Below are 26,473 nucleotides of genomic sequence, written 5' to 3'. Positions count from 1 at the left end.
CGGCACCGCCTGCGTGAATATAATCGTTCATATGGGTTCCAACTAAGGGTATCAGTAAATGGTAGACCCGACTTCGGAACTCGGTGAGGACGTCACCGAGGACGACGCGCCGCGTTGTGAGGTATGTGCCGACCCGATAGTAAACGAGACGACACACCGCGTCATTACGTGGGTCGAAGACGGGGGCGTTCGGACTGCCCATTTCTGCTCGGAGGACTGTCGCGGCGAGTGGAGCCCCGACGCCTGACCGCTGCTTTCGGCGTTTTTCACCTAGAACTCTTATCTACTCCCCGGGTGTATGCCACCCATCGATGTTCCGGACCGCCGACCGACCGATGACCGTCTACGTCACCGCGCAGGTGCTCGCGGTCGCTCTCGCCGGCGGCATCGCCTGGGCGCTGGCTGCGGCCGGCGCGCCGGTCTGGGGTGCGGTCGTCGGCTGGGTCGGCTTCGCCGCCTACCTCTCGCGGAAGCGACTCCCCTCCGAGGCGATGGGGGCAGCCCTCCAGTTCGGTGCGGCCCTCGTGGTCCTCGCGCCGGCCGCGCCGTACCTGCCGGCGTTGGTCGATGGGGCCGACCTGTCACCGGTCGGCTTCGCCACGAAGGCGTTCGGCCCGGCCCTCGTGTTCGTCCTCTTCAGCGGGATCGCCTACGGCTGTGGCGTGCTTCTGAAACGCCGCGCCCGGCGAAAACTCGCGAAACGCGCCCGCCGTGGCGGGCGCAAGGACGCCGTCTCGGGTGACGCCTAGGCTTTTGCGACCCCGCCCACATATCGAGGTATGGCCGAACGAGATGCGAACGTGGAGAGCCTGATGAGTTCGCCCGTCGAGACCATCGCCCCGAGTGCGACCATCGCGGAGGCCGCACAGGTACTCGCCTCGAAGGGCATCGGATCGCTCGTCGTCGGCGACGAGCAGGTGACCGGCATCGTAACCGAATCCGATATCGTCGAGGCCGTCGCCGAGGAGATGGACCCCTCACGACAGATTTCGGAGATTATGTCCGACCCCGTGGTCACGATTCAGCGAAGCGAGTCCCTGCAGGTCGCCGCCGAGCGGATGGGCCACAACGGCGTCAAGAAACTCCCCGTCGTCGAGGACGGCGCCGCTGTCGGCATCATCACCACGACCGACCTCGCGCTCCACCTCCCGGATTATCAGGTCAGTATGGCCCATCAGGCCGAACCCGACATCGTCGACGGCGAGTGGGAATAGGCCCGCAAACGAGCCTCTCACCGTCCCCGAATTTTATTCCGATTCCTTTCTAGGGAGGGGTATGGATTTCGAACTCTCCGACGAACAGCAACACATCCGTGAGGAGGTCCGCCGCTTCGCCGAAAACGAGATTCGGCCGGTCGCCAAGGAGTACGACCGCGAGGAGAAAGCCCCCCTCGACCTCATCGAGAAGGGCGCCGAGATGGGCCTGACCGGCGCCCAGATTCCCGTCGACTACGGCGGCGCCGGCTACGATACCCTCGACGTCGCGCTGGTCGTCGAAGAACTCTATGCGGCCGACCCCGGAATCGCCGGCAGCATCCTCGGCACCGCCTTCGGCAGCGAGGCCATCATCGCCTTCGGCACCGACGACCAGAAGGACCGCTGGCTGCCGGACCTCGCAACAGGCGACGCCATCTGTGGGTCGGCCATCTCCGAACCCCACGCCGGAAGCGACGTGGCCTCGATTTCGACCCGCGCGGAGAAGGGCGACGACGAGTGGGTTATCAACGGCAACAAGATGTGGATTACCAACGGTTCCATCGGCGATTTCTTCGTCGTCCTCTGCAAGACCGACCCCGACGCTGAGGGCCGCTACAACGGCTTTTCGCAAATCGTCGTCGAGTCGGACCGCGACGGCTTCGAGTCCGACAAAATAACTGGAAAGATGGGTATCCGCGCATCCGACACCGCCGAACTCATCTTCGACGACGTGCGGGTCCCCGAGGAGAACCTCGTCGGGACTCGCGGCGCCGGCTTCCTCCAGCAGATGCAGTTCTTCGACGAGACCCGAACACAGGTGGCCGCCCAGGGCGTTGGCATCGCCAAGGGCGCTGCCGAGCGCGCTCTCGACTACGCTCAAGAACGCGAACAGTTCGGCCAGCCTATCGGCGATTTCCAGGCCATCCAGCACAAACTCGCCGACATGCACACCGAGGCCGAAGCCGCCCGTCAACTGACCTATAAATCGGCGTGGTCGGTCGACCACAAGGACGAACAGTTGACGATGCTGGCCTCGATGGCCAAGGAGTACGCCTCCCAAATCGCCGTCCGGAACGCCAACGAATGCGTCCAGATTCACGGTGGCTCCGGCTACGTCGACGACTTCGACGCCGAACGGCTCTATCGGGACGCCAAGATCACCCAGATTTACGAGGGCACCACCGAGATTCAGAAGAACGTCATCGCCCGCGAACTGCAGGGCAAGGGGATGTGACGACGGCGCGATAGTCTCATCCCGAGCCGTCTTCGACCGTCACCGTCGTCTCCTCGTAGCGAGTCCCGTCCTTTCCAGCGATATCGAACGCGAAGCCGAACCGATAGGTCTCGGGCGGCGTTTCCGGAGCCGTTCGAATCGGCACGGTTCCCTCGGTATCCTGCCCCGAAAACGACCAGTGAGGCGGGTGTGCCTGCCAGACGACATCCGGCGCCGGGTCGAACCTCGCCTCGCCGAGGGACAGCGGCCCGTCCAGTCGGAACGCCTCGGGAAAGGCGTCGATATGTAGTCCCGAAAGGTTCGGCGCCGCGACGTCGAGACGTGCCGTCTCCCCTTGCTCGACGGTCGCCGCCGTGACCGATATCGTATCGACGCTGCGCCCGAGAGAGCACCCGGCGAGGGCGCCAGCAAGCGCGGCCCCGGTCGATGCGAGGAGCATCCGACGGTTCATACACTGTGACTCGTTCGGCGTCAGTAAATACCCATCTCAGCATCAAACGGGCGTTTGACCGTCTCAGAGCAACGCCCCGGGGTTCATGATGCTCTCGGGGTCCAACGTTCGCTTCATCGACTGGAGCGCGTCGAGGTAGTTGTCGGGGACTTCCTCGTGGTAGTGGTCCTTATGAACCCGACCGACGGCGTGGTGGTGGGTGATGGTCGCGCCGTGCTCCATCAGCGTATCGGAGGCGGCCTGCTTGATGGTCCGCCACTGGTCGAGTTCTTCGCCGACTTCCGCGGGCGCGATGAGGGTGTAATAGGGCGCGGGGCCGTCCTCGTAGACGTGGGTGAACCGACAGGACATGAAGCCGGCGCCGCATTCGTCCTCCATCGCGCCGACGACGTTCTCCTGTAGCGCCTCGTGGAGGTCGGGGAACTGGTCCCACGTCACCGCGGTTTCGAAGGTATCGACGAGGACGCCCATCGAGACGAGGCCGTTGAACCGGTAGGGTGCCTCGAAGAAGGAATCCCGCCACGACCCCTCCGAGGAGTCCTCGCGGTCCGACTCCTCGTCGCCGGTCGAGCGGTCCTCGATTGTCGGGCCTTCCGGGCAGGTCCCGCCGTGGTCTTCGGCGATTTCCATCGCGCGTTCGAGGTCGTCACCGACCGGGTGGTCGGTCGATTCGAAGCCCAACACGAGCAGGTGGCTCCCGTCGAAGGCCAGTTCGTTCAGCATGGCCTCGTTGCTGTCCAGCAGGCGGCAGTTGGCGGGATAGAGCCGTGCCTGCACGATTTCACGGGTCGCTTCGACGGCGTCCCAGTAGTCGTCGAAATACATCGTTGCGCGGGCGCGGTGGTGCGGTCGAGGCTGGACCTGCGTCCACCCCTCGGTGATGACGCCGAATGCGCCCTCGCTGCCGAGCAGGAAGCGGTTCGGGTCGGGGCCGGCGCCCGAGGCGGGCAAGCGCCGGGTTTCGAGGCTGCCGGCGGGGGTGACCGCCCGCACCGATTCGACGAAATCGTCGATATGCGTATACCGCGTCGCGAAGTGGCCGCCGGCGCGGGTCGCGACCCACCCGCCGTAGGTCGAAAATTCGTAGGACTGGGGGTAGTGGCGCAACTGGAGGCCGTGGTCGGCGAGTTGGTCCTGAATCTCGGGACCCGTCGCGCCGGCCTGAATCCGCGCGCTTCGGGAGTGTTCGTCGACTTCCAGTACCCGGTCCATCTCCCGCATATCCAGACAGAGCACGCCCGCGTAGCTGTCGCCGCCGCATTCGACGCCGCCGACGACGCTGGTGCCGCCGCCGAACGGGACGACGGCGACGTTCGCCTCCGTGGCCCACGCGATAGCAGCCTCGACGTCGCTCTCGTTTCGTGGTGTGGCGACGATATCCGGCGCCTTCGAGAAGTCGCCGTGGAAGCCGCGGACGAGGTCGCGATAGGCCTTGCCGTAGGTTCTGCTGGCGCGTGCCCGGCGGTCGGCCGTCGCGAAGTCCGCCAGTTCGTCGGGCACGTCGATGCGTGGCTCGGGGATGTCGATGTCCGCCAGCGTCGGGTATTCCATCACCGGTAGTTCGGGAAAGCCGAGCAGGGTTTCGAGTTGGGCCTTCATCTCCCGTCGGTCCTCGTCGTCGGGAAGGCGGTCCTCGTACCCCCACGCCCAGAAACTCCGCCGTCGGTCCTCGCTCATAGAGTCGTGTGAACAGTAAACGCACAAAACGTTGGTGCCGGTCATCGACGCCCGGGTCGGTCGGCGGTCGGTGTCGCCCCTGCGGTCAGAGCGAAGGGAAAACGTTGTATCGGCACCGTCCCACGTCGGGATATACTCATGTTTCCGCTCCATTCCGGCCATCCAAACGCCGAATCGATACTCATCGTTACCCTGGCCCTCGTCGTGGTCGCGGCGGCTATCGCCCTCACACGGGACGGCTGGTCCCGCGTCGGCGCGCTCGCCGGCGTGGCCCTGCTGTCGGCGGGGACGCGCGGGCTCATCGAAACCGTCGGCTTCGGTGGCGCCGAATGGATCCACCTCGGTGCCCACGGCCTCGAACTCGGCGCCATCGCGCTGACGGCGCTGACCGTCTACTACGCGCTTTTCGACGCCCGAACCGCGACCACGGTCGATACATAATGCAGCCCGGAGACCGGGCGCGTCGACAACTCGCCACCCTGCTCGTCGCGGCGATTGCCGCCCTCGTCGTCCGCGTCGTCGCCGCGCAATTCGGCGCGCCGGCAGCCGTTGACCAGGGGCTCTACGCCGTCGCTATCGCCTGTCTGGTCGGCTGTGTGCTCGTTCTCTTCCGCGAATCGCGGTCGTAGCCCGCGGCTCTAATCGTCGACGCCCGAGGCGCCACCGGACGTCGTGTTCTCCGCTCCGCCCTCGCCGACGAGCGGCAGGAACTCCCCCGTCTCGCGGCGAACGCCGAACAGAAGGATGACCGCCGCAATCAGCGGCAGGACCGCACAGGCGATGTAGACCGGCCAGAAGCCGACCAATTCGACGAGCGGCAGCGAGACCATCGGTCCGAGACCACCGCCGATGTCGCCGAAGACGTTGTTGGTGCCGACCGCGCGTCCCATCCGGTCTTCAGGCGTCAAATCCGCGAGCAGGGCCATCAGCGGGCCGCTCGTGCCACCCTGTCCGGCACCGATAAGCAGGCAGGCGACCGTCAGGAGCGGGACCGTCTGGGCGAACGCGAAGAGGACGAGGCCGAGGAAGGTGATGAGGAGGAAGAAGAGCAGGGCGGGCATCCGCGAGCCGCGGCGGTCGCTAACGTAGCCGCTGAGGAACATGAACACCGCGGCGGCGATGACCGTGACCGCCATGAACAGCCCGGAGGTGCCCTGTGCGTCGAGGCCGAAGACGCCGATGTCGTTTTCCTCCAGAAAGACGACCAGCGTCGCGAAGAGGACGCCGATGTACGCGAAGAGGACCGCGAAGTTCACGAGGCCGATGGTGACGGAGGGCAGCGAGGTATCGACGTCGAAGGGGCTGACCGACTGTCGGGCGGAGCCTTCGACGTGGGTTTCGGGAACCGCGAAGTACGCGAGGACGCTGGCCAGAAGCGCGAACGCGGTGGCGACGACGAAGGCGGCGACGGTGCCGTAGAGTTCCGAGACGAGGCCGCCGACGACCAGCCCCGTCGGGAAGCCGAAGATGACGCCGCCGCGGATGAGGCCCATGTTCGTCCCGCGGGACTCGCCGTCGCTGAGGTCGGCGGCGATGGTGTAGGCCGTCGCGAAGACGAGGGCGCTGCCGACGCCCCAGCCGATTCGCGCGGCGAGGAACCACGCTGACGGCAGCGAGGAGTACATCGCGACAATGTACCCCCCGGTGCCGACGCCCTGAATCGCAAGGCCGATGACGAACGGCGTCCGGGTACCGACCCGGTCGACGATCAGGCCGGCCGGCGCGTTGGCGAAAAGCCGTGAAAAGCGGTTGGCGCTGAGAATGAGGCCGACCATGAACGGCGAGATGCCGAGGACCTTGCCGAGGTTCGGCAGGATGGGGAAGATGACGCCGCCGCCGAACCCGACGAAGAAGGTACTGGCGATGACCGTCGCGATGATGGTTCCGTTCCCGTCACCGCTCCGGAGGCGCGCCCGGAGCCCCTCGGCATCGCTCGTAGTCACGTGTTGACTGACTGTTCAGTCAATAAAGACGGTTTCGACTTCGAAAGGTAGGGACGTCCCGATGTTACACCACGGCATAAACGGGCGGGGATAAGCGGCCATCACTGTCCGTTACAGCCGTCACCTATACTTCGGGGCACGCCTACGAACGAACTGTGGCAACGCCTGGCAGTCGGAAGCGGTGGGGGGCGCTTTTCGTCACCCTCGGAGTGACGCTGGCAGCCGCGGGCCTGACCTTCTGGTTCGCGTGGGGGCTGCCGAACGCCGGAACGTACAATCAGGTCGTCCTCGGCATCGTCGTCAACGTCCTGTTCGGCTACATCGTCGTGATGTCGGGCGTGACGATATACCGGAGCGACCTCGCGGTCTCGGAGTGTCTGGTCGCCGCCAAGTGGTGTGCCGGCGGCTTCCTCTTCATGGCGAGTTTCGTCGTCTGGGCCGCGGCCCCCGAGATACAGGCCGGCGGCATCTCGCTTGCCTTCGCCAATCAGTTCGTCGTCGTTGGGTCGGTCGGCGCCGCCGCGGGCGTCCTCATCGGCCTGAACCGCGGACAGGCCGCCCAGAACGCCCGCCTCGTCGAGGATACGCGCGACCAGCGGGAGACGCTCCGATTCCTCCTGCGACTTATCCGCCACGACATCAAAAACGACCTCGTCGTCATCGCCGGATTCGCCGACCGTCTGGAGGGCCGTTTCGACGCCGACCCCGAGGAACTCGACCGGATTCAGGAGCGGGCCGACTCCGCCCAGCGCCTGCTGGAGACCGCCGACACGATTATCGAATCCGAGACGGGGCAGTTGACGACCGAACCCGTCGACCTGTCGGCCATCCTCCGCGAACAGCTCTCGGTCGTTCGGACCTCCTATCCGGCCCTCACCGTCGAAACCGACATCGAGGACGACCTGCAGGTCGACGCCAGCGAACTCATCGACGAGGTGTTCTGGAACGTCCTCGAAAACGCCGCCGAACACAACGACCCGTCGACGCTGACCGTTTCGGTGACCGCCGAACGGGTCGACGACGCGGTCGAAATCACTATCGCCGACGACGGAACCGGGATACCCGACCCGATTCACGAGGACGTCTTCGAACCGGCGGTCCGTCGTTCCGAAAGCGAGGGCGACGGCCTCGGCCTCTATCTCGTCCGCAAACTGGTCGAAACCTGCGACGGGACCGTCGCCGTCGAGGACGCCGACCCCTCCGGAACCGTCTTCCGGATTCGACTTCCCGCCGTGTGAATCGACCGCTTTTATTGGTGCCGACCCAAGCCCCGACTGATGACGCCCGACGCCGACAGACGCTGTAGCCGCTGTGGCGGCGAGGCCGTCCGCAAAAGCGGTGATGGCGTACCCGTCCTCGAATGTGCGGACTGCGGGAACGTCCTCGGATTGGCCCGGTCCGGGTCCGACGCCGCCCCCGATGCCGACAGCACCAGCGCCGAGTCGACCGAGGAAACGTCCGTCAGCACGGGCACGGTCCACGCCACGGACGGCGACCTCGGGCAACTCGAACGACTGCTTCGGGCCCGCGGCGACGATGAGGGCCGCCTCGAAGCCGACCGACTGGTTCTGGAAACCGAGACGGCCACGCTGGAAGTCCTTCCGGACGGCGACACGCTCGAAATCCGGCCGCTCGACGAGGACTGAAGGGAGACTCAACCACTGACAGTCGACCGAAATCATAAATTCGGACGGCACACAACGGGGTGTCGGTGCCCGACTACGATACCCTCCTGTTCGATAACGACGGCGTGCTGGTCGAACCGCCGGCCTTCGAGACGCAGGCGGCAGCCATCCGGACCGCCTTCCGGGCCGTCGGCGTCGACGCGCCCGACCCCGACCACGTCGCCGATATCTGCGGCGGCGTCACTCCCGATTCCCTCCGGGACATCAGCGCAACGTACGGCGTCGACCCCGAAGCGCTGTGGGACGCCCGCGAACACCACGACGAGCGATCCCAGTTCGAGCAGTTCCATGCCGGTGCTCGCGACATCTACGACGACGTCGACGTACTCGCGGACCTCACCCACCCCTGTGGCGTCGTCAGTAACAACCACCACAGCACCGTCGCGTTCGTACTGGACCACTTCGACCTCGGGTCACACTTCGAGACCTACTACGGCCGGCCGAAGACCGTCGAGAGCCTCCGGCGCAAGAAGCCGAACACCCACTATCTCGACCGGGCGATGGCGGACCTCGGCGGCGAAGCCGCCCTCTACGTCGGCGACAGCGAAAGCGACGTGCTGGCCGCCGAAAACGCCGGGCTGGATTCGGTCTTCGTCCGCCGCGAGCACAGCAGGGACGTCGACCTCTCGGTCGCCCCAACCCACGAAATCGAGACGCTAGCAGGGTTGCCGCGCCTGCTCGAATAACGGCGCCTCAGTCGCCCGCCGCGCCGTACCGCGTCTCGACCTCGTCTTTCAGTTCCCGGACGATTTGCTCTTCGGCCGCGGTCATCGACCGAATCGCCTCGTCGGTGTAGTCGACAGTGACCGTCGGCAGCGACGGCAGCAGGCGACTCGTTAGTATCTGGTTGGGGTCCAGTCCCGTCTCGAAGACGAACGATCCCTCGAACTCCTGTATCGGCCTCGTAAACCGGACCGCGTCGTCGATGAGCGTCAGCGCGGCCTCCCGGTCCAGCGACGCCTCCGCCGCCGGCCAGAACTCGTCTTTTGAACTATCCACGATGGGCGCGATGCCCTCCGCGAGACGCCGCAATCGGTCCAGCGTCGCCGCTGCGACGCCGTCGCGGGTCGCCGTTGAAACGCCCGGTTTGAGCGCGTCCATGTAGTTGTCGTTGGCGAGCAGTTCGTCCTCGAAGGCAGTCAGGTCCTCGCCGCTTTCGACGTATTCCAACAGAATCGAGAACTGCCTGAGTGTCCGCTCGCGATAGACGTCGAGTTCCGGTTCGATGACGTGCCGCTCCAGCAGGTCGGTGTTGTCACGGAGACGGTCGACGAGCATACCGCCCGGCCCCAGCGTCGTCCCCTCCAGCGTCCGGCCGACGCTGAACTCCTCGTGGGTGGCATCTATCGTCCGATTGGTGAACCGTTCCAGCCCCGTCTCCGCCGCACGCCGGGTCATTGCCTTATTTAAATAGCGGACTCGGAAAGAGGTATCGGCCACTCACGGAAGCATCGCCCGTGCGGCAGCCAGCACGCAAGGTTCGAGGCTCCCAGGAGTATTCACGTTCGATTCGTTTCCTGGGGGAGACCTACTATCGCGAACATATTGTGGAATATTTACCCTAGACTTTTGCACGGGTAGGGGCCTTCTTCGCTATGGGGGATTACATCGAGGCCTTCAAAGCGTTCGGGGAGAACCAACTGCGGATGATATCGACCCACGATGCGACCCGATACGAAATGCAGTACGTCCGCGAGGACCTCGAAGACGCCTTTTCGACCGACGAACTGAACGAGGCCCACCTGAACCTCGTCGCGAATCAGGTCTCCTCTACGAGTTTCAGCCAGGCCGTCGACCACGGTGACCTGAAAGCCCAGCAGTTCTTCTTCGAGGACGTTCTCGCCTTCATCTTCCCCGCCTCCCGCTACGACGGCGTGCTCGTCTCCTACGACCGCGACGGCTCGATTCCGGTCTCCGACGTGGTCGAAACCGGCGTCGACGTGCTGGATTGAGTGGTAGCTCCCCACGCCCGAATCCCCCTGACCGCGGAGTCGAATACACTCCTTACCGCCCGAGTTCGGCCGGTATAGATATAATAATTAATAGTGATAAAAAAGAACGGGAGGCCACAGATGTACGAGATAAACTGCGCAGATTGTGGCCGAATCGGTTTCCACCCCTCCCGTGTCGGCGCGAAGTCCCGCGCGGATACCCACATCGACGAGACGAAACACGACTGCGAAGTCGTCCCGATGACCGACGTCTGAGATTCCCGTCCGGGGTGCGAGGAGGGACCGACCGCCCGTCCAGAAACGACGGTGTCCAGCGGCCACCGATGCCAGCGAATCGCCTCGAATCGTTCCTCAGCGGAGGCCGAGACGACCGGTAATATTCTTGAGAAGGATTCTGCCCGCGAACGACGGCGTCCGACGTGACGTCGTCGAGTAGTACTCCCCGAGCGAATCGGGCGTCGTTATCTCCATCGAAGGGTCCCTGAGATTTCGGATTCCCTCCGTCAGAAGTTCGACCTGCAAGTCGTCGAGGCGGTCGTAAATCTCCCACAGCGTGGCGCAGTCGCTCACGTCGGTTTCGGCGTAGGCAACGAGTTCCCCACCGTCGATGTCTTCGGTGATCCGTTGCAGGGTAACGCCCATCTTCTGACGCCCGTCGAGGTATGCCTGCGGCGGTCCCAGACCCCTGTACTGGCGAATATCCGCGGGGTGAAAACTCAATACCCCGTATTCGGGTGCATCAAGGACCTCGCCTTTGAGAAGGCCGAACCCGTATCTGACGACGACATCGCAGGATTCCCGAACCTCCTCGACGGTCTCCGACGGGAGTTCCGACCAGTTGCCGTCCATGTGGGGCGCCACGTAACGGAACTCCGCTTCGGAGAGACATTCCACGTCTTCGACCGGTATCTGCCGGGACGCCGCTGCATCCGACCCCGCTAGTTCCCCCAGTTTTTTCTCGGCGATAACCAGCCCCCAGGCCCGCTCCCGACGCAGTACGTCGAGAAACAGCCGTGCGGTCCCGAGCCCGAGCCCCCCGTTGACCGCTTCGGCTTCGAGGTCCGGGTCGTAATCTGGCTCGTCAGTCGCGTTCACGACCACGAGCGGTATCTCGACGTCCGCTTCCGAAACCGCATGGGAGAGCGAACGAACCTGCGTCTCCGTCAGGTAGGGGTCGGTCAGGACACCCATTCGGGAAAACGAGTCAGTCATCCGTGACGCCACCCTCCGAAACCGCAGGGACTTCAGCGCCGGAGGCTGGTTTCTCCCGCTGAGCGAGGCTCTCGAGTGCCCCCTCGACGGTCCCATCCGGATGCGAAACCGCTTCGTAGAACTCCCCCGGTGGTCCGACCCATGCACCCATATCGAGAGCCTCCTCGATTACCCGTTCGTAGACGTCGCCCCATCCGGGATAGTCAGTATCGGAGAACACGTCTCCCGCATGCCAGTCGAGAACCAGGACACTCCGGTGGTGGCGAGCAGCCGCAAGGACGTCTCGGCAATTCGCCAGAATCTCCTCCGTCGTCTCACCGGAGTTCATCACCGCCCCGTCCATCAACGACCAGGGGAACACCACGAACTCGTCGTCGAACGGACGGACGAGGTCGTAGCCGTGCTGGAAGTCGATGTCGGTCGAACTGCCGAGCGACGTGTCGTACTTGATGCCAGCCTTGCTGAGGTGTCGCCACGTTTCCGGCCGCGAGAGGTTCCAGTAGTGCTGCCGATTGCCGATTATCTCCGTGTCGACCACCGACTCGATGCGGTCCTTCTCGTATTCGAACCGCTCCGGGTTCTCCGAAGAGGTGTAGGACCCATGCAATCCGATTTCCCAGCCGAACGCGTCGAGAACGCGTAGCGTGGCTGCAACGTCCGGGTCGTCGATATCGTAGCGGCCGGCGAACAGCTTCCAGCCCGTCTTGGTGAGCCATTCGGATTTCGGACGCTCCGAGAGTCGCATCTCGTCGAGGACGTTGAAAGACGACCGAACACCCAGCGAGGCTTCGATATCCATGATCCGGTCGAAGGTCCAGTACGGGTTCTTCGACGAGAGGACCCCTGCGAGTTCCCGGAGGTCCAATCCCTGAGCGGCGTTCCAGACGTACTGATACGTTTTGTAAATCCGATCCACGTCATGGGACAGACAGAGTGCGAAACTATACTCGCGGTTTGTTCTCGGTGGCATTCCCGAACGCACGGTCACACTCGGAAGGTATTGTTAGGGCCATCCTAGTGGCCACTGGACCAGCGCCTCCGGTTCGATACTCGGCTCCTAACGGAAACGGACGGAAGGAGCGTAGAGAGACCGTATAGTATCTGTTCGAGTGTGAAACGCGAGAAGTGGGGACGGAGGGATTTGAACCCCCGATCTACTGATATCTCCGGTGTAGCGCCTCGGGTCTCCAGAGGGTCGTCAACGCGGAAGCGGTGATCAGCCGTCCGCTCGGTATATCAGTCTGGAGTCTCGTCACCGGGCGCGTGGCCTCTGGAGTCAGCCGCCATGCCTGGCTTGGCCACGTCCCCTCGCGTACTCCTATTTCGGGTTTCCCTAAAGGGGTTTCGATTCGCAGTATTATGCCGAGGGCGGGCAGGGACGGAGGGATTTGAATCCCCGATTGACTGATGTCCTAAAGTCCGAAGTCAGCGGTCCGTCTCGGACCACGAGCAGTCTTGACATTTATACCCTGTAATAAACTCCGTCACGCTGGGCATGTAGCCTACTTTGAGGACGTCGCCACCGCAGTCGGGACACTCTCGGTCGGCTTCTTCGATGTCCTCGGCGTCCATGACGGATTCGCCCTCGATGAGTTCGGCGAGTTTGCCCGGCGTGACCATACGGCCCTCGACGACGCGATTGTCGGCCATACCGGTAGACGGTGGCGGAGAAACCTAATTGCAGCGATGCGGCCCTACAGCCAGGGCGCGCGGTCGCCGTCCTCGATGCCCGGAGAACTCTCCTCGGAGCGCTGGGCGTCCTCGGTGGCCTCCTCGGGGAGCGGGCCCTCAACGTCGGAGTCGGCGAGGGATTCGGCGTTGCCGCCGTCGGCCGCCGCGGGCGTCTCGGTGGCCGTCTCGACGGCCTCGGCGTCCATGGCCCCTTCGGGGTTGAACGCCAGCAGGCCGGTGATGCCGAGGACGACGAGCGCCAGCGGTTCCTCGCCCGTTATGGGCCCGATCTGGAGGATGCTCAGCGGGAGGACGCCGAGGGCGACCGCGCTGCCGAAGCGGAAGCGGTCGATGTCGACGTTACCGCGGAGCCACGGGCCGAACATCGCGACCGCGAGGGCGAAGGAGACGCCGATGAGGGCCGCGCCCGTGCCGTAGGCGACGTACATCGGCTCCGAGACGAACGCGAGCTCGAAGCCGCCGGGACGGAAACTCGCCACGAGTCCGAGGCCGATGATGACGCTGGGGTTCGGCAGGTATTCACCGATGGTCGCGCTGGCGGTCTTCGCCGCGATAGCGAGGATGACAAGCGCGGCGAAGCGCTCGAAGATGACGAGGTTCAGCAGCGACTCGATGGTCGGCGCGATGGCGGCCTGCAGGGCCGCGGCGGGGACGACGACCGCACCCACGAGCAGGATGTTCTTGGCGCGGTGGGTTCGGCTGCCCTCCATCTCGGCGAGGACGACCGCGAGGGTCGCGCTCCCGCCGAAGATGAGCAGTCCGACCTCGACCATCCCGAGGATGTCGGAGACAGCCCCGGCGATGATGAGCGCCGCGAAGATACCGTCCAGAAGGGGCAGCGCCATGACCGTCGCCAGCAGGCGCGTGCCCTCACCGACCTGCCGCTCAAGGCGTAAGGCTATCGGGTGTCGTGAGGCACTCATGCGTCAGGCAGGCTGACCCTCACCGTGGGACAAACGGTGGTAATCGCCGCGATACCCTCTCGAACGAAGGGAGAGCCAATTTCGCGCGGCGTTCTCCGCTTTATTTGTCCCAATCGCAAATTTAAATGTAATGCCGGTGGCGAAGCTGGTCTGGCCGGCGATGCGCTGCGCGATGGGACTAGCGGAGTCCATACATGATGAAACAATTGACCGAAGCATAAGTGTTGTGTGAAACACGTCCCCACACACCGGACGAACACCCACCCATCCGACCCAGGGGTTGACGAACCGACGAACCGCGGCGAATAAGCGAACGGACATCCATCGGTGGGCGGCGGCGTACAGATTACGTCACCGATGGAGGGGTCTGGACGGCCGACCCCCGTCGTGGGGTCACATACCGGGCGAACGGGACTCTCGCAACGTTTTTGGGCGGGGACGCCTGACCGTTTACATGGCGAGCGACGAGCCGTTCTCGGAGAAACTCCGCGTACCAGAGGCATTGACGTTCGACGACGTTCTTCTACGGCCGAAGGAAAGCCGCGTCGAGCCGGACGACGCCGACATGACCACCCGCGTCTCGACGAACGTGACGCTGAACATTCCGGTGCTCTCGGCGGCGATGGACACCGTCACCGAGGCCGACCTCGCGACCGAGATGGCCCGACAGGGCGGCCTCGGCGTCCTCCACCGGAACATGAACGTCGAGCAGATGGTCGAGGAAGTCGAGGAGGTCAAACGCGCCGACGAACTCATCATTCGCGACGTCGTGACCGCCTCGCCGGACCAGACCGTCCGCGAGGTCGACGCGATGATGGACCACGAAGGCGTCTCCGGTGCGCCCGTCGTCGACGACGAGGGGACCGTTCTCGGCATCATCTCGGGCACCGACATCCGCCCGTACCTCGAAGTCGGCGAAAGCGACCTCGTCGAGGAGGCAATGACCGACGAGGTCATCACCGCCCACGAGGACGTCACCCCCCGGCAGGCGCTCGAACTCATGTACGAACACAAAATCGAGCGCGTGCCCATCGTCGACGACGAGAACCACCTCACCGGCCTCGTCACCATGGCCGGCATCCTCGCCCGACGCGAATACGACAACGCCGCCCGCGACGAGGACGGCTCGCTCGTCGTCGGCGTCGCCGTCGGCCCCTTCGAAGCCGACCGCGCACAGGCGGCCGACGAGGCCGGCGTCGATATCGTCTTCATCGACTGCGCCCACGCGCACAACCTCGACGTCATCGACTCGGCCCGCGCAATCAAGGAAGAAGTCGACGCCGACGTCGTCGTCGGGAACGTCGGTACCCGCGAGGCTGCCGAGGAAATCGTCGACTTCGCGGACGGCATCAAGGTCGGTATCGGTCCGGGCTCTATCTGTACGACCCGCATCGTCTCCGGGTCCGGCATGCCCCAGATTACGGCCGTCGCCGAGGTGGCCGACGTGGCCACCCAACACGACGTGCCCGTCATCGCCGACGGTGGCATCCGCTACTCCGGTGACGCCATCAAGGCCATCGCTGCCGGCGCCGATGCCGTCATGCTCGGTTCGTACTTCGCCGGGACCGAGGAAGCGCCCGGCCGCGTCATCACCCGCAACGGCAAGCGCTACAAGCAGTACCGCGGCATGGGTTCGGTCGGCGCGATGAATGACGGCGGCGGCGAACGCTACCTGAAGGACGAGGAAGAAAACGAGGAGTTCGTCCCCGAAGGCGTCGAGGCCGCGACCCCCTACAAGGGCTCGCTGTCCTCCGAACTCCACCAGCTCGTCGGCGGCATGCAGTCCGGGATGGGCTACGTCGGTGCCCAGACGATTCCGGAGTTCAAGGAACGCTCGGAGTTCGTCCGCGTCTCCGCGGCCGGCCAGACCGAAAGCCACGCCCACGACGTCGTCATTACCGACGAAGCGCCGAACTACAGCCCCGATACCTGACGGGACGCGTAACTCACGGCCACGGATTTCGACCACCCTCGTTTTCCGATCCCTACACGCCGGGTCATTCCTGCGGCTCGGTACCGCCCACCACAATAGAGCTTTCGCGCTCGGGGTCGTCATCCCGGACCATGAGTCACCGCACGTTCGAGGACCTGACCGTCGGCGAGACGATCGACTGCGGAACGACCACGGTGACGCGGGAGGACATCGTCTCCTTCGGCGGGGAGTTCGACCCCCTCGACATTCACACCGACCCCGAGGCGGCCGCGGATTCACCCTTCGGCGGCCTCATCGCCAGCGGTATCCATACCTTCGCGCTGACCCAACCACTAGTCGTCGAGGCGTTCTACGACGACTCCGACCTCGTCGCCGCCAGACACATCGACGACGTTCGACTGCCCGCGCCCGTCCGGCCGGGCGATACCCTCCACGTCGAACTGGAAATCCTCGGGACGGACGTCACCGAGGGCGGCAAGGGGCTGGTGACGACGCGACGGACCGCGACGGTGGACGGTGACACGGTCTTCGACATGCGTAACGAGACCGTCTGGTCGCGCTGAAACGACGGACTGCCGTTACGCCCCTCGACCGACCAGTAACGCCGCTCCCGCTCGTGCTCATTCTTCGCTCGATTCGACCCGATAGCGGCCGACCTGACTCCCGTAATCGCCGCGCTGCCACCTGATTCGGACGTTCGTTCCCGGTTCGACGGAGATGGTAATCGAATCGCCCGGTCCCACGACGTCGTGTTCGTCGGCGAACTGCGCCTCGAGGGACACATCCGGCGCACCGGCCTCGACGGTCAGCGCCTCGGCATCGGCTTCGTCCCCGGCGCGGTGGGTGATCGTTAGGTCCCCGGTTTCGGCGTCGTAGGAGAAGTCCCAGGCGATGAGCGGGCGCAACGCGTACCCCTCGTCGGCGAGGTCGGCGAGTGAACGGGCGTATTCGACGGTGACCGTTCGTCCGTCGGCTTCGATATCGAGCGGTGCGGTCCGCGGGAGGGCGCCCTGGGTCGCCTGTTCGCGGACGGCGTCGGTCGAGACCGCGTCCTCGCTCTCGAAGAGGTAATAAATGGCGTAGACGGCCCGGTCGCCGTCGAACTGCATCGCCGAGACGGTATCGGTCACACCGTCGATGGATTCAGGCCCGCCACCGGTGAGCAGCCAGACGAACGTCGGAGCGCCGGCAGCGGCCGTCAGATTCTCGATGGTCGAATCGACCTCGTGGTATCGGTCGGCCTCACCCCGTCGGGCATCGAGCACCGCGCCGAGGGCCGCCCTCGGGTCCTCGCGGTCGTGAGAATGCACGACGGTCTCCTCGGCCACAGCGATGGCCCGGTCAGGGTTCGACCGTTCGTAGATGGTGAACTCGCCGTCGGTCGTCGTCGGTTCGTAGCCGGCCTCGACCGCGCCTTCGGCGACCGACTCGGTGTCGAAGGCGCCGATAAGCACCGTCGCCCGGACGAGGCCGACCTTGACGACCTCCTCGATGGCTCCCGCGTCGATACCGACGGGGTCTCTCCCAGTCCGAGCGTGGAGGTTCCGCAGGCTGACGCCCGCCTGTACGGTCGTTTCGTCCCCCCGAACGTCGGACATCCGAAGGTAATGGACGCCGTATTCGTCATCGTCACCGGGGAGCGCCTCGGGTGCGGGCAGCCACCGGCGGTAGGTCGGCGGGCCGGCATCCGGCGCATCGACGCTGGTGAGTCGTTCCTGAGTCTGACGAAGACAGCCGGCGGTGCCGACGAGCGTTCCGGCAGCGAGACCGCCGAGAAACCGTCGACGGGTATTGTGGAGGGCCATCGCCGTTCGGTTCACCGTAACGCCTGATAACTGTTGATGCCGATACACGACGCGAACCGAGTGCTACGCACCGGGAAACACTTCTGCCGTTGTCGTCGCGTTTATACGTCGAGGTATCGACCCACCGACCATGCGAGATGCCTACGTCATTGGGGCGGGCCAATCGAAGTACGGCTCCTTCCCCGACGAGAGCTATCGGTCGCTGTTCGGTACGGCGGTCGAGAACACACTGGATAGCGTCGACGACGGTGCGGACATCGACGACATCGACGAGGCCTACGTCGGCACCCTCGGTGTCGGCGGCCGACAACTCGGGTTGCCCGGGCCCGCAGTCACCGAACACGTCGGCCTCCACGGTGTCCCCGTCACCCGCGTCGAAAACGCCTGTGCGGCCTCGGGATACGCCTTCAGACAGGCCGTCATGGCCGTCCGCTCGGGGATGGCCGACGTCGCGCTGGCGGGCGGCGTCGAAGTGATGACCGACCTCTCCGGCGACGCCGTCCGCTACTGGCTCGGCGTCTCCGGGGAAACCGAGTGGGAGCGGATGTCCGGTACCACCTTCGCCGGCGTCTACGCCCAGATGGCCTCCGCGCACATGCGCGAGTACGGAACCACGAAAGAGCAACTTTCCCACGTCGCGGTCAAGAACCACGACAACGGCGCGAAGAACCCGAAGGCGCATCTCGGCTTCAGTTGTACCCTCGAAGATGCGGTCAACGCACCGGACGTCGCCGAACCCCTGAACCTCTATCACTGCTGTCCGACGACCGACGGCGCCGCCACTGCCCTCGTCGTCAGCGAGGACGTCGTCGAGGAGTACACCGACGACCCCATCCGCGTTGCGGGCGTCGGCGCCGCCTCCGACCGCGTCGGCCTCTTCCAGCGCGATACCTACAACTCCGTGCCCGCCTCGAAGAAGGCCGGCGACGAGGCCTACGAGGAAGCCGGCGTCAGCCCCGAAGACCTCGATTTCGCCGAGGTGCACGACTGTTTCGCCATCGCGGAACTGATGGCCTACGAGGATTTGGGCTTCTGCGAACGCGGCGAGGCCGGCCCCTACATCGAATCGGGCGCTACCCGGCCGGACGGCGAACTGCCCGTCAACACCTCCGGCGGCCTGAAATCGAAGGGCCACCCCATCGGCGCGACGGGTGCCGGACAGGTCGTCGAAGCCTTCGACCAACTGAAGGGCCGGGCCGGCGAGCGGCAACTCGACGACCCGCAGGTCGGCCTGACCCACAACGTCGGCGGTTCCGGCGGGGCGGCCGTCGTCCACGTCTTTGAGAAGGAAGACGTCGAGGAGGTGGACGCATGAGCCGCGGTATCCTCGCGGTCGGCGCCTACGCCCCCGAAAACCGCGTTCCGGCCGAGGCCTTCGAGGACGCCTGGGGCAGTTTCGACGCGCCGGGCGTCGAGACGAAGGCCGTCCCCGACGGCGACGAGGACGCCCTGACGATGGGCGTACAGGCGGCCCGACGGGCACTGTCGGCCGGCGACGCCGACGGGGAGGCCATCGACCACCTCGCCTTCGCGACGACGAACCCGCCGCTGGCGGAGGAAGACCAGACGCCACGACTGGGGTCGTACCTCGGCGTTCCCGACTCAGCGAGTCGCCGGGTTCACACGGGCAGCACCCGCGCGGGCGTCGATGCCCTCTTCGAGGCCCTCGAGACGGACGGCACCGCGCTGGTCGTCGTGTCCGATTGCCCCGAGGGCGAACCGGACGACAGCCGCGAACACGCCGCCGGGGCCGGCGCCGTCGCCTTCGTCGTCGGCGAAGACGCGCCCGCGACCGTTGCCGACCGCGCGACCGAAACCGAGGTCCGACCCGGAACTCGGTTCCGCGGCCACGGCGAGAGCGACGTGTCGGGGCTCGATACCGGGACCTACGGCCGGGCAGCCTTTTGCGAACCCATCGAGGCGGCCGTCGACGCGCTGTCGGCCGAGACCGAGGCCGACGCCGTCGCGGTGCAGGCGCCGAACGGCAAACTCCCCTACCGGACCAGCCTCGACAACGAGGCCATCGCGGCGGTCGAGACGGTCTCGGAGTTGGGCGATACCGCGGCCGCGAGCGTCCCGCTGTCGCTGGCTACGGCCTTCGCCGAAGGCCACGACCGGACGCTGGCCGTCGCGTGGGGATCGGGCGCCGGTTCGACGGCCTTCGTCGTCGAGGGCGTCGCGCCCGTCGAGACGGACCTGGAGGGCGACCGCGAACTCGATTATCCCGCCTACCTCCGACGGCGTGGCGATATCGTCGGCGAGAAACCCGACGGCGGCGCGGCCCACGTCTCGGTACCGACCTGGCAGCGAAGCGTCGCACAGCGACACCGCCACGAGGCGGGCCGCTGTCCCGAGTGCGGTGCCGTCGCCTTCCCGCCGGCCGGCGCCTGTCCCGACTGCCGGTCGCTCGTGGATTTCGAACCGGTACGCCCCGAACTGAACGGCACCGTCGACGCTGCGACGACCATCGGTCAGGGCGGCGCCCCGCCGGAGTTCGCCGAACAGCAGGCCCAACAGGGGGCCTTCGGCGCGGCTATCGTCCGCTTTGCGGCCGGCGACGGTGAGGTATCCCTGCCGATGCAGGCCACCGAAAGCGTCGACGTCGGGGACACCGTTCGCGCGGTGCCACGACGCGTCTACGTCGAGGAAGGCGTCCCGCGGTACGGCCTCAAGGCGCTACCGCAGGATTAGTCGTCGGTCGATTCGGGCGTCGCCGTCTCTGTTTCGCTCGGCGGGGTGGCGCTGGCGCTCCCGCTCGCCGAACTGGACCCCGACATCTGGCCGCGCTGGTCGACGCGAATCGTGTCGGGAGTCCCGTTCGCGAACTCGAAGGTCGCCATGTACTCTATTTCGACGATGCAGGTGCTACACACCTCGTTTTCGTCGGCGTCGTCGACGCTCTCGACTTCGACGTAGAGCGTGTCTTCGTCGGTGACGTACTCGCTGCGGACGAGTTCGGCCGTATAGCAGGTGTTGTTACCGTCGATGACCCCCTCGACGGTGACCGTCTGGTCTTCGGTCGTCACGTCGTGGCTGCCGTAGTCCTCACCACATTCGATGCGTTCGACCTCGAAGGACTGGTCGACGAGGTGCGTCCCTTCGGGGGTCGATTCGTCGGGAGCGTCGTCTTCGTTTTCGTCGGGATTCGAGTCGCCGATACCGCTGTTTCGCAGACAGCCAGCAACACCGGTCGTCGTCGCGGCCGCGGCGGCCGCGAGGAGGGCACGTCGCTTCATACCTCCCTCTTCCACGGGTGATATAAAAGGGATGCCGGACGTTCAAACGGGCCTTTGACATACGGCGAGAGTTTCTTGACCCGGCGGGTCCACCACGCTCGCATGCACCCACGCGCCGAGGAGTTCAGCGAGCGTGCCGCCGAGGAGTACGACTTCGACGTCGAGGTCCACGAGTTTCCGGAGGGGACGAAGACCGCGGCCGACGCCGCCGAGGCCATCGGCTGTGACGTCGCCCAGATAGCCAGTTCGCTGGCGTTCGACGCGGCCGGCGACCTCGTCGTAGTCGTAACCAGCGGCGCCAACCGCGTCAACGAGCCGAAACTGGCCGACCTGCTCGACGTCGACGAAAGCGAAGTCTCGATGGCCGACGCCGGCCGCATCAAGGAGACGCTCGGCTGGTCCATCGGCGGCGTGCCGCCCTTCTGTCACGATACCTCCGTGCCGATATTTATGGACGAAACGCTAACCGAGTTCGAGGAGGTGTGGGGCGCCGCCGGAACGCCGGAGGCCGTCTTCCCCATCACGCCCGAGATGCTCCGGGAACTCTCGGGAGCGAAGGTCGCCGACGTTGCCGACTGACTCCACCGGCGCGTCTAGTAACTGACCCCGCCTATACGACCAAGATTATTAAATCACATCCTCCTCATAATAACCCTTTTAGTCGACGACGGGTTAGGGGCGTGTATGTCACCGACACGTCGGTCGTTGCTGCAGAGTGGGGCGGGCCTTCTCGCCGCCAGCGCCGCGGGGTGTCTGGACACGTCCACACAGGGCGGCGAGGGCGTCGAGTCGGGCTATGCTGCCTTCTTCACCCTCCACGAGTGGGCGGAGGCGGTCAGCGACGATATCGCGAGTTTCGAGGACCCCGTCGACGTCGGCCAGATGGGCCACGGCTGGGAGCCGACGGGCAACATCACCGCCGATATCGCTGCAACTGACGCCTTCGTCTATCTCGATTCCCCGGAATTCGGCTGGGCACAGGACGTCGCCGCGACGCTGGAGGCCGACTACGAGAACGTCGCCGTCATCGACGCGCTGGCCGGCCTCGAAGACCGACTCATCAGGGGCGACCACGAACACGGGAACGGAGAAGACGGCCACGAGGAGAACCACACCGAGGACGACCACGAGGCAACCGATACGGAAAGCCACGACGAGGGTGCGTTCGACCCCCACGTCTGGACGGACCCCGTCCTCGCAGGGGAGATGGTCGGCAACATCGCCGATGGTCTCGCGGCCGCCGACCCCGAACACGAGACGGCCTTTCAGGAGAACGCCGATGCGTATCAGTCGGACCTCGAAGCCCTCGATGAGTCTTTCGAGACGATGGTTTCGGAGGCCGACCGCGAGACCGCCGTTCTCGCCGGTCACAACTCCTTTCAGTATCTCGAAGCCCGCTACGGATTCGAGCTTCACACGCCGGTCGCCATCTCCCCGAAGGCCCAGCCGAGCCAGTCTGACATCGCCGACACCATCGCGTTCGTCGACGACAACGCAATCGACGTCATCCTCTATGACCGCTTCGAGTCGCCGAACCTCGCCGAAACCATCGTCGAGAACAGCAACGCCGAGAAGACCCGCGCGGTCAGCCCCGCCGCGGGCACCACGCCGGAGTGGAACGACCGCGACTGGGGGTATCTCGACCAGATGACCGAACTGAACCTGCCCGCCTTCCGGGAGGCGCTGGGCGCCGCATAACGATGTCCGAAACTGAGACGACCACTGATGTGGAAAACATAAATCCGAGCGGCACCGACCGAGAGACAGCTACCGTGCCTCCTGCCGTCTCCCTCGAGAACGTCACGTTCGCCTACGGCGACCAGCCGGCCGTCGAGGACGTCACCCTCACCGTCGAGCAGGGCGATTTCCTCGGGCTGGTCGGCCCGAACGGCTCCGGGAAGACGACGCTTTTGCATCTGATGCTCGGCCTCAACTCGCCCGACGAGGGCACCATCGAACTCTTCGGCGAACCCGTTGACGAGTTCGAGGCCGGCGAGCGCATCGGCTACGTCTCTCAGCAGGCGACCGAGAAGGGCTCGACTATGCCCGTCACCGTCCGCGAAGTCGTGACGATGGGCCGCTTTGCCCACGCCGGAATCGGCCGCCTTACCGACGCCGACGAGGCCGCCGTCACCGAGGCTCTCGATACGGTCGGCATCACCGACCTCGCCGACCGCCGCATCAACCAGCTCTCGGGCGGCCAGCGCCAGCGGGCTTACATCGCCCGCGCGCTGGCCTCTGAGGCCGACCTGCTCGCGCTCGACGAGCCGACCGTCGGCGTCGACGCCGAATCCCGTGACGCCTTCTATCACTTGCTGGATTCGCTGAACGACGACGGCATCACCATCATCCTCATCGAACACGACATCGGCGTCGTCACCGACTGTGCGGACCACATCGCCTGTATCAACCGCGAACTCTACCACCACGGCGACACCGAATCGTTCGTCGAAAGCAACGCACTCGAAGAGGCCTACGGAACCAGCGGTCAGGTCCTCCACCACCACCACTGATGTCGGGGAAAGAGACCGAAGCCGACGGGACAGCCGCGATGGGAATCCTCCCCAGCAGACGCGCCATCGAGCACGCCGGCATCGCCGCGACCGCGTTGCTTGCGCTAGTCATGCTCGGCTTCATCGTCCTCTACTGGCTGCAGGATTTCCCGGTCGCAAGCGGCCTCTACGAGCAGTATCGAGCCTTCGGCCGCCTGATGGACGCCGCCCTCGGGACGAACGTCTTCCGGCATCCGTTCATGTGGCAGTCGATGTCGACGGGCGTCTTCGTCGGTATCGTCGCGCCGCTTGTCGGCACCTATCTCGTCCACCGCGAGATGGCGCTCATCGGCGAGACGCTGGCCCATACCGCCTTCGCCGGCGTCGCCGTCGGCTTCCTCGTCGGCGGCGTCACCGGCTGGGACGTGCCCGTCCTGCTGTCGGCGCTGGTCGTCGCCGTCCTCGGTGCCCTCGGCGTCGAATGGCTCGCCGAACACACCGACACCTACGGCGACGTCCCCATCGCCATCATGCTCACCGGGAGTTTCGCGGTCGGGACGCTGCTCATCAGCTACGGCCGCGGCTACACGGGCATTAACATCGAGAGCTACCTCTTCGGGAGCCTCGCTGTCGTCACCGTCGAGGGCGCCCGCCTGATGGCCATCCTCAGCGTCATCGTCGTTGGCATTATCGCCGCGACCTACAAGCAGATGCTCTTCATCACCTTCGACGAGCAGGCCGCCCGCGTCGCTCGCCTCGACGTGACGTGGTACAACACCCTGCTTATCGTCATGACCGCCGTGGTCGTCGTCGGCGCGATGCAGGTCCTCGGTATCATCCTCGTCGCCGCGATGTTGGTCATCCCCGTCGCGACCGCGACCCAACTGGCCCGGAGCTTCCGGGAGACGCTGTATCTCTCCATCATCTTCGGTCAACTCGCCATCATCGGCGGCTTCGCCATCTCGGTCCATCAGGGGCTGCCCTCCGGTGGCTCCATCGTCATCGTCGCCATCGCGCTGTACCTGCTGGCTATCGGCCTCGCCGGTCGGTCCAACCCGCTTGCGACCCGCTAATTCATGTCGTGTCTCGTCACCTCCACGGAACCGAGCGCCGGCAAGACCGCCGTCGCGCTGGCGCTGGCCACCGCGGCCGAAGAGCGCGGCGAACGCGTCGGTTACATGAAGCCGAAGGGGACACGCCTCGGGTCAGCCGTCGACGAGACGCTCGATTCGGACCCGCTGCTCGCCCGTGAGGTGCTGGACCTCGATGCCGCCACCAGCGAGATGGAACCGCTCGTCTACTCGCCGGCCTTCCTGCAGGAGGTCGTCCGCGGGAACGAGGCCCCCGAAACGCTCCGCGAGCGCGTCGGGTCGGCCTTCGAGCGCCTCGAAGACGAGCATGACCGCGTGGTCGTCGAAGGCAGTGGCTCGCCCGCGAGCGGCGCCAGTATCGGCCTGACTGACGCCGACCTCGCCGAGAAACTCGATGCGACGGTCATCCTCGTCGCACACTACGAGGAACCCGCCGACATCGACGATATCCTCGCCGCGGCCGACCGCTTCGGCGACCGGCTCGGCGGCGTCCTCTTCAACGCCGTCCCCGACGCGGCCTTCGACGACCTCGCCAGTGACGTCGTCCCGTTCCTCGAAGCACGTGGCGTCCGCGTCTACGGCACTATCCCGTATCAGGCCGACCTCGCCGGCGTCTCCGTTGCGGACCTCGCCGATGAGTTGGGCGCCGAAGCCTTGACCGACGTGTCGGGCACCGACGCACTCGTCCAGCGGTTCGTCGTCGGCGCGATGACCGCGAACGAGGCGCTCGAAAGGCTCAGCGGGGTCCGGGACGCCGCGCTGGTCACCGGGGGCGACCGGGCGGACATCCAGACGACCGTTCTGGAGGCCTCCGGCGTCCGCTGTCTGCTCTTGACTGGGGGCATCCGCCCGCCCGACGCCGTCCTCGAACGTGCCGAATCGGCCGGCGTGCCCGTGCTCCTCGCGCGGACAGATACGAAAACGACCCTCGACCGCGCGAAGCGAGTCCTCCGTTCGGGACGGACCCGCGAGACGGCCACCGTCGATAGGATGGGCGAGTTGCTCCGTGATTACGCCGACGTCGATGCGATGCTCGCTCCGCGCTGAGCGGTGGTCGGTACCGTGTCACAATAAGGCACATTTATCCGCCGGTCACATCTCCGGGCATGGACGACGCCTTCGGTGCGATGGTCCGGGATTACCACCGCGACGCCTACGACGGCAGCGGTCGCTATCGGAGTCACACCGGCGAAACGAGGGACGGCCATCCCGAGTGGTATTTCAGCGAGTCGTTCCCGGCCGAAACAGAGGCCGCACTGGACCGCGTCCGCGAGACCGAGGGACTGGTCGTCGACGCCGGTTGCGGGGCCGGCTCGCACGCGCTGACCCTCCAGCGCAGTGGGGCCGACGTGCTCGCAACCGACGTCAGCGAGGGAGCGCTCCGCGTCGCCGACGAGCGGGGCGTCGACCGCATCGCACGAGCGGACCTGCAATCGCTTCCAGCCGTCGCCGACTGCGTCTTTCTCGCCGGGACGCAGTTCGGCCTCGGCGGCACCGTCGAAGCGTTTCAGGAGACGCTCGATGCGCTCGCGGCCACGACCGAACCCGGGGGTCGCGTCGTCGGGGACCTCAAGGACCCCTTCGCAGTCGCCGACAATCACGTCGCGGGCAGGGAAGAACTCCGGGAGTTCGACACCCGGGCCGGTATCGCGCACCGACGGATGCGGACCGAATACCGCGACCTCGTTGGGCCGTGGCTCGATTTGTTGTGTCTGACCCCCGAGGCCGCTCGCGAGGCCGTTGTGCCGACCGCGTGGTCGGTGACGGAAGTCATCGAAGGCGACGGCGCGCGCTACTTCCTGGTGTTGGACCGATAGGGGCGAACCGTCTCGATTGTCTGGAGGAACGGTGTGCGTATGCCGTCCGACGGGATATCCCGGTAGCGCACTACCTGAAGGGATTATCCCGCTTGACTACCGAGTATGTATATGGAGTGGCGCGACCAGCCAAC

General features: G+C 65.6%; 32 protein-coding genes and 1 tRNA gene. 21 read left to right on the top strand and 12 right to left on the bottom strand.

Annotated elements, in window-relative coordinates:
- Window positions 1–58: 58 nt before the first annotated feature.
- From HWV23_RS16325 to HWV23_RS16310, 4 genes are all read left to right on the top strand, one after another.
- Window positions 59–247, top strand: coding sequence for a DUF7576 family protein (locus HWV23_RS16325; RefSeq protein ID WP_178291441.1), 189 nt, complete (start codon window positions 59–61; stop codon window positions 245–247).
- 64 nt (window positions 248–311) lie between these two features.
- Window positions 312–749 carry a hypothetical protein gene (locus HWV23_RS16320; RefSeq protein ID WP_178291440.1) on the top strand — a complete coding sequence of 146 codons (438 nt, stop codon included), beginning with the start codon at window positions 312–314 and terminating at the stop codon, window positions 747–749.
- A gap of 30 nt (window positions 750–779) precedes the next feature.
- On the top strand, window positions 780–1,214 hold the full coding sequence (locus tag HWV23_RS16315; RefSeq protein WP_178291439.1) for a CBS domain-containing protein: 435 nt from the start codon (window positions 780–782) through the stop codon (window positions 1,212–1,214).
- 61 nt (window positions 1,215–1,275) lie between these two features.
- Window positions 1,276–2,430, top strand: a complete 1,155-nt coding sequence (locus HWV23_RS16310; RefSeq protein WP_178291438.1) for an acyl-CoA dehydrogenase family protein — start codon at window positions 1,276–1,278, stop codon at window positions 2,428–2,430.
- 16 nt (window positions 2,431–2,446) lie between these two features.
- Here HWV23_RS16310 and HWV23_RS16305 read toward each other — a convergent pair whose 3' ends face one another.
- Together HWV23_RS16305 and HWV23_RS16300 are read right to left on the bottom strand one after the other, a co-directional pair.
- Complete coding sequence (locus HWV23_RS16305; protein WP_178291437.1) at window positions 2,447–2,881, bottom strand: hypothetical protein; 435 nt, start codon at window positions 2,879–2,881, stop codon at window positions 2,447–2,449.
- 63 nt (window positions 2,882–2,944) lie between these two features.
- Window positions 2,945–4,558, bottom strand: coding sequence for an FAD-binding oxidoreductase (locus tag HWV23_RS16300; protein ID WP_178291436.1), 1,614 nt, complete (start codon window positions 4,556–4,558; stop codon window positions 2,945–2,947).
- Window positions 4,559–4,696: 138 nt separating this feature from the next.
- Between HWV23_RS16300 and HWV23_RS16295 the strand changes: the two genes are divergently transcribed.
- Both HWV23_RS16295 and HWV23_RS16290 read left to right on the top strand, forming a co-directional pair.
- Window positions 4,697–4,999, top strand: a complete 303-nt coding sequence (locus tag HWV23_RS16295) for a hypothetical protein (RefSeq protein WP_178291435.1) — start codon at window positions 4,697–4,699, stop codon at window positions 4,997–4,999.
- Window positions 4,999–5,187, top strand: coding sequence for a hypothetical protein (locus tag HWV23_RS16290; RefSeq protein ID WP_178291434.1), 189 nt, complete (start codon window positions 4,999–5,001; stop codon window positions 5,185–5,187). Before HWV23_RS16295 ends, HWV23_RS16290 begins: the two co-directional genes overlap by 1 nt.
- A 9-nt stretch (window positions 5,188–5,196) precedes the next feature.
- Here the strand turns inward: HWV23_RS16290 and HWV23_RS16285 are convergent, their stop codons facing one another.
- Complete coding sequence (locus tag HWV23_RS16285; RefSeq protein ID WP_425487439.1) at window positions 5,197–6,438, bottom strand: MFS transporter; 1,242 nt, start codon at window positions 6,436–6,438, stop codon at window positions 5,197–5,199.
- Window positions 6,439–6,656: 218 nt separating this feature from the next.
- Here HWV23_RS16285 and HWV23_RS16280 point away from each other — a divergent pair, with 218 nt between their 5' ends.
- The 3 genes from HWV23_RS16280 (at window position 6,657) to HWV23_RS16270 (ending at window position 8,872) form a co-directional block, all read left to right on the top strand.
- Window positions 6,657–7,739 carry a sensor histidine kinase gene (locus HWV23_RS16280; RefSeq protein ID WP_178291432.1) on the top strand — a complete coding sequence of 361 codons (1,083 nt, stop codon included), beginning with the start codon at window positions 6,657–6,659 and terminating at the stop codon, window positions 7,737–7,739.
- A gap of 39 nt (window positions 7,740–7,778) precedes the next feature.
- A complete protein-coding gene (locus HWV23_RS16275; protein WP_178291431.1) occupies window positions 7,779–8,147 on the top strand; it encodes a hypothetical protein in 369 nt (122 codons plus the stop codon).
- Between the two features lie 65 nt (window positions 8,148–8,212).
- Complete coding sequence (locus HWV23_RS16270) at window positions 8,213–8,872, top strand: HAD family hydrolase (RefSeq protein WP_178291430.1); 660 nt, start codon at window positions 8,213–8,215, stop codon at window positions 8,870–8,872.
- 7 nt (window positions 8,873–8,879) lie between these two features.
- Here HWV23_RS16270 and HWV23_RS16265 read toward each other — a convergent pair whose 3' ends face one another.
- Window positions 8,880–9,584: a hypothetical protein gene (locus HWV23_RS16265; protein WP_178291429.1), complete on the bottom strand. Its 705-nt coding sequence runs from the start codon at window positions 9,582–9,584 to the stop codon at window positions 8,880–8,882.
- Window positions 9,585–9,781: 197 nt separating this feature from the next.
- On the opposite strand from HWV23_RS16265, the gene HWV23_RS16260 reads away from it, so the two are divergent.
- Both HWV23_RS16260 and HWV23_RS17230 read left to right on the top strand, forming a co-directional pair.
- Window positions 9,782–10,138 (top strand): DUF7522 family protein, encoded by a 357-nt coding sequence (locus HWV23_RS16260; RefSeq protein ID WP_178291428.1) that lies wholly within the window; start codon window positions 9,782–9,784, stop codon window positions 10,136–10,138.
- A 120-nt stretch (window positions 10,139–10,258) separates the two neighbouring features.
- A complete protein-coding gene (locus HWV23_RS17230) occupies window positions 10,259–10,393 on the top strand; it encodes a hypothetical protein (RefSeq protein WP_281362670.1) in 135 nt (44 codons plus the stop codon).
- Window positions 10,394–10,489: 96 nt separating this feature from the next.
- Here HWV23_RS17230 and HWV23_RS16255 read toward each other — a convergent pair whose 3' ends face one another.
- The 6 genes from HWV23_RS16255 to HWV23_RS16230 form a co-directional block, all read right to left on the bottom strand.
- Entirely contained in the window at window positions 10,490–11,350 is an 861-nt protein-coding gene (locus tag HWV23_RS16255; RefSeq protein WP_178291427.1) for a formyltransferase family protein, read from the bottom strand.
- Window positions 11,343–12,266: a polysaccharide deacetylase family protein gene (locus tag HWV23_RS16250; protein WP_178291426.1), complete on the bottom strand. Its 924-nt coding sequence runs from the start codon at window positions 12,264–12,266 to the stop codon at window positions 11,343–11,345. Before HWV23_RS16250 ends, HWV23_RS16255 begins: the two co-directional genes overlap by 8 nt.
- Window positions 12,267–12,476: 210 nt before the next feature.
- Window positions 12,477–12,658 (bottom strand) — tRNA-Trp (locus tag HWV23_RS16245).
- 117 nt (window positions 12,659–12,775) lie between these two features.
- A complete protein-coding gene (locus tag HWV23_RS16240) occupies window positions 12,776–13,000 on the bottom strand; it encodes a DUF5795 family protein (protein WP_178291425.1) in 225 nt (74 codons plus the stop codon).
- 44 nt (window positions 13,001–13,044) lie between these two features.
- Window positions 13,045–13,965, bottom strand: a complete 921-nt coding sequence (locus tag HWV23_RS16235) for a DUF5794 domain-containing protein (RefSeq protein ID WP_178291424.1) — start codon at window positions 13,963–13,965, stop codon at window positions 13,045–13,047.
- Window positions 13,966–13,968: 3 nt separating this feature from the next.
- Complete coding sequence (locus tag HWV23_RS16230; RefSeq protein WP_178291423.1) at window positions 13,969–14,157, bottom strand: DUF8099 family protein; 189 nt, start codon at window positions 14,155–14,157, stop codon at window positions 13,969–13,971.
- A 262-nt stretch (window positions 14,158–14,419) separates the two neighbouring features.
- On the opposite strand from HWV23_RS16230, the gene guaB reads away from it, so the two are divergent.
- Both guaB and HWV23_RS16220 read left to right on the top strand, forming a co-directional pair.
- Complete coding sequence (gene guaB / locus HWV23_RS16225) at window positions 14,420–15,898, top strand: IMP dehydrogenase (protein WP_178291422.1); 1,479 nt, start codon at window positions 14,420–14,422, stop codon at window positions 15,896–15,898.
- 131 nt (window positions 15,899–16,029) lie between these two features.
- Window positions 16,030–16,461 (top strand): MaoC/PaaZ C-terminal domain-containing protein, encoded by a 432-nt coding sequence (locus tag HWV23_RS16220; RefSeq protein ID WP_178291421.1) that lies wholly within the window; start codon window positions 16,030–16,032, stop codon window positions 16,459–16,461.
- Between the two features lie 57 nt (window positions 16,462–16,518).
- Here the strand turns inward: HWV23_RS16220 and HWV23_RS16215 are convergent, their stop codons facing one another.
- Window positions 16,519–17,703: a twin-arginine translocation signal domain-containing protein gene (locus HWV23_RS16215; protein WP_178291420.1), complete on the bottom strand. Its 1,185-nt coding sequence runs from the start codon at window positions 17,701–17,703 to the stop codon at window positions 16,519–16,521.
- A 130-nt stretch (window positions 17,704–17,833) separates the two neighbouring features.
- On the opposite strand from HWV23_RS16215, the gene HWV23_RS16210 reads away from it, so the two are divergent.
- Window positions 17,834–19,018, top strand: coding sequence for a thiolase domain-containing protein (locus HWV23_RS16210; RefSeq protein WP_178291419.1), 1,185 nt, complete (start codon window positions 17,834–17,836; stop codon window positions 19,016–19,018).
- On the top strand, window positions 19,015–20,394 hold the full coding sequence (locus HWV23_RS16205) for a zinc ribbon domain-containing protein (protein ID WP_178291418.1): 1,380 nt from the start codon (window positions 19,015–19,017) through the stop codon (window positions 20,392–20,394). Before HWV23_RS16210 ends, HWV23_RS16205 begins: the two co-directional genes overlap by 4 nt.
- On the opposite strand, the gene HWV23_RS16200 is transcribed toward HWV23_RS16205, so the two are convergent.
- Window positions 20,391–20,939: a hypothetical protein gene (locus tag HWV23_RS16200; protein ID WP_178291417.1), complete on the bottom strand. Its 549-nt coding sequence runs from the start codon at window positions 20,937–20,939 to the stop codon at window positions 20,391–20,393. The two genes, HWV23_RS16205 and HWV23_RS16200, sit on opposite strands and share 4 nt — an antisense overlap.
- A gap of 102 nt (window positions 20,940–21,041) precedes the next feature.
- On the opposite strand from HWV23_RS16200, the gene HWV23_RS16195 reads away from it, so the two are divergent.
- The 6 genes from HWV23_RS16195 (at window position 21,042) to HWV23_RS16170 (ending at window position 26,339) form a co-directional block, all read left to right on the top strand.
- Complete coding sequence (locus HWV23_RS16195; RefSeq protein WP_178291416.1) at window positions 21,042–21,518, top strand: YbaK/EbsC family protein; 477 nt, start codon at window positions 21,042–21,044, stop codon at window positions 21,516–21,518.
- A 105-nt stretch (window positions 21,519–21,623) separates the two neighbouring features.
- Complete coding sequence (locus HWV23_RS16190; protein ID WP_178291415.1) at window positions 21,624–22,637, top strand: metal ABC transporter solute-binding protein, Zn/Mn family; 1,014 nt, start codon at window positions 21,624–21,626, stop codon at window positions 22,635–22,637.
- A 74-nt stretch (window positions 22,638–22,711) separates the two neighbouring features.
- Window positions 22,712–23,452: a metal ABC transporter ATP-binding protein gene (locus HWV23_RS16185; RefSeq protein ID WP_246282707.1), complete on the top strand. Its 741-nt coding sequence runs from the start codon at window positions 22,712–22,714 to the stop codon at window positions 23,450–23,452.
- Window positions 23,453–23,490: 38 nt separating this feature from the next.
- The gene (locus HWV23_RS16180) at window positions 23,491–24,504 is read left to right on the top strand and encodes a metal ABC transporter permease (RefSeq protein ID WP_178291697.1); all 1,014 of its coding nucleotides are present in this window, start codon (window positions 23,491–23,493) and stop codon (window positions 24,502–24,504) included.
- 3 nt (window positions 24,505–24,507) lie between these two features.
- Window positions 24,508–25,569: a phosphotransacetylase family protein gene (locus HWV23_RS16175; RefSeq protein WP_178291413.1), complete on the top strand. Its 1,062-nt coding sequence runs from the start codon at window positions 24,508–24,510 to the stop codon at window positions 25,567–25,569.
- 59 nt (window positions 25,570–25,628) lie between these two features.
- Entirely contained in the window at window positions 25,629–26,339 is a 711-nt protein-coding gene (locus HWV23_RS16170) for a class I SAM-dependent methyltransferase (protein WP_178291412.1), read from the top strand.
- Window positions 26,340–26,473: the final 134 nt, after the last annotated feature.

The organism is Natronomonas halophila (assembly GCF_013391085.1).
GTDB lineage: Archaea > Halobacteriota > Halobacteria > Halobacteriales > Haloarculaceae > Natronomonas > Natronomonas halophila.
The sequence above is the reverse complement of the archived record's forward strand: the minus strand, read 5'-3'. Positions and strand labels throughout refer to the sequence as shown.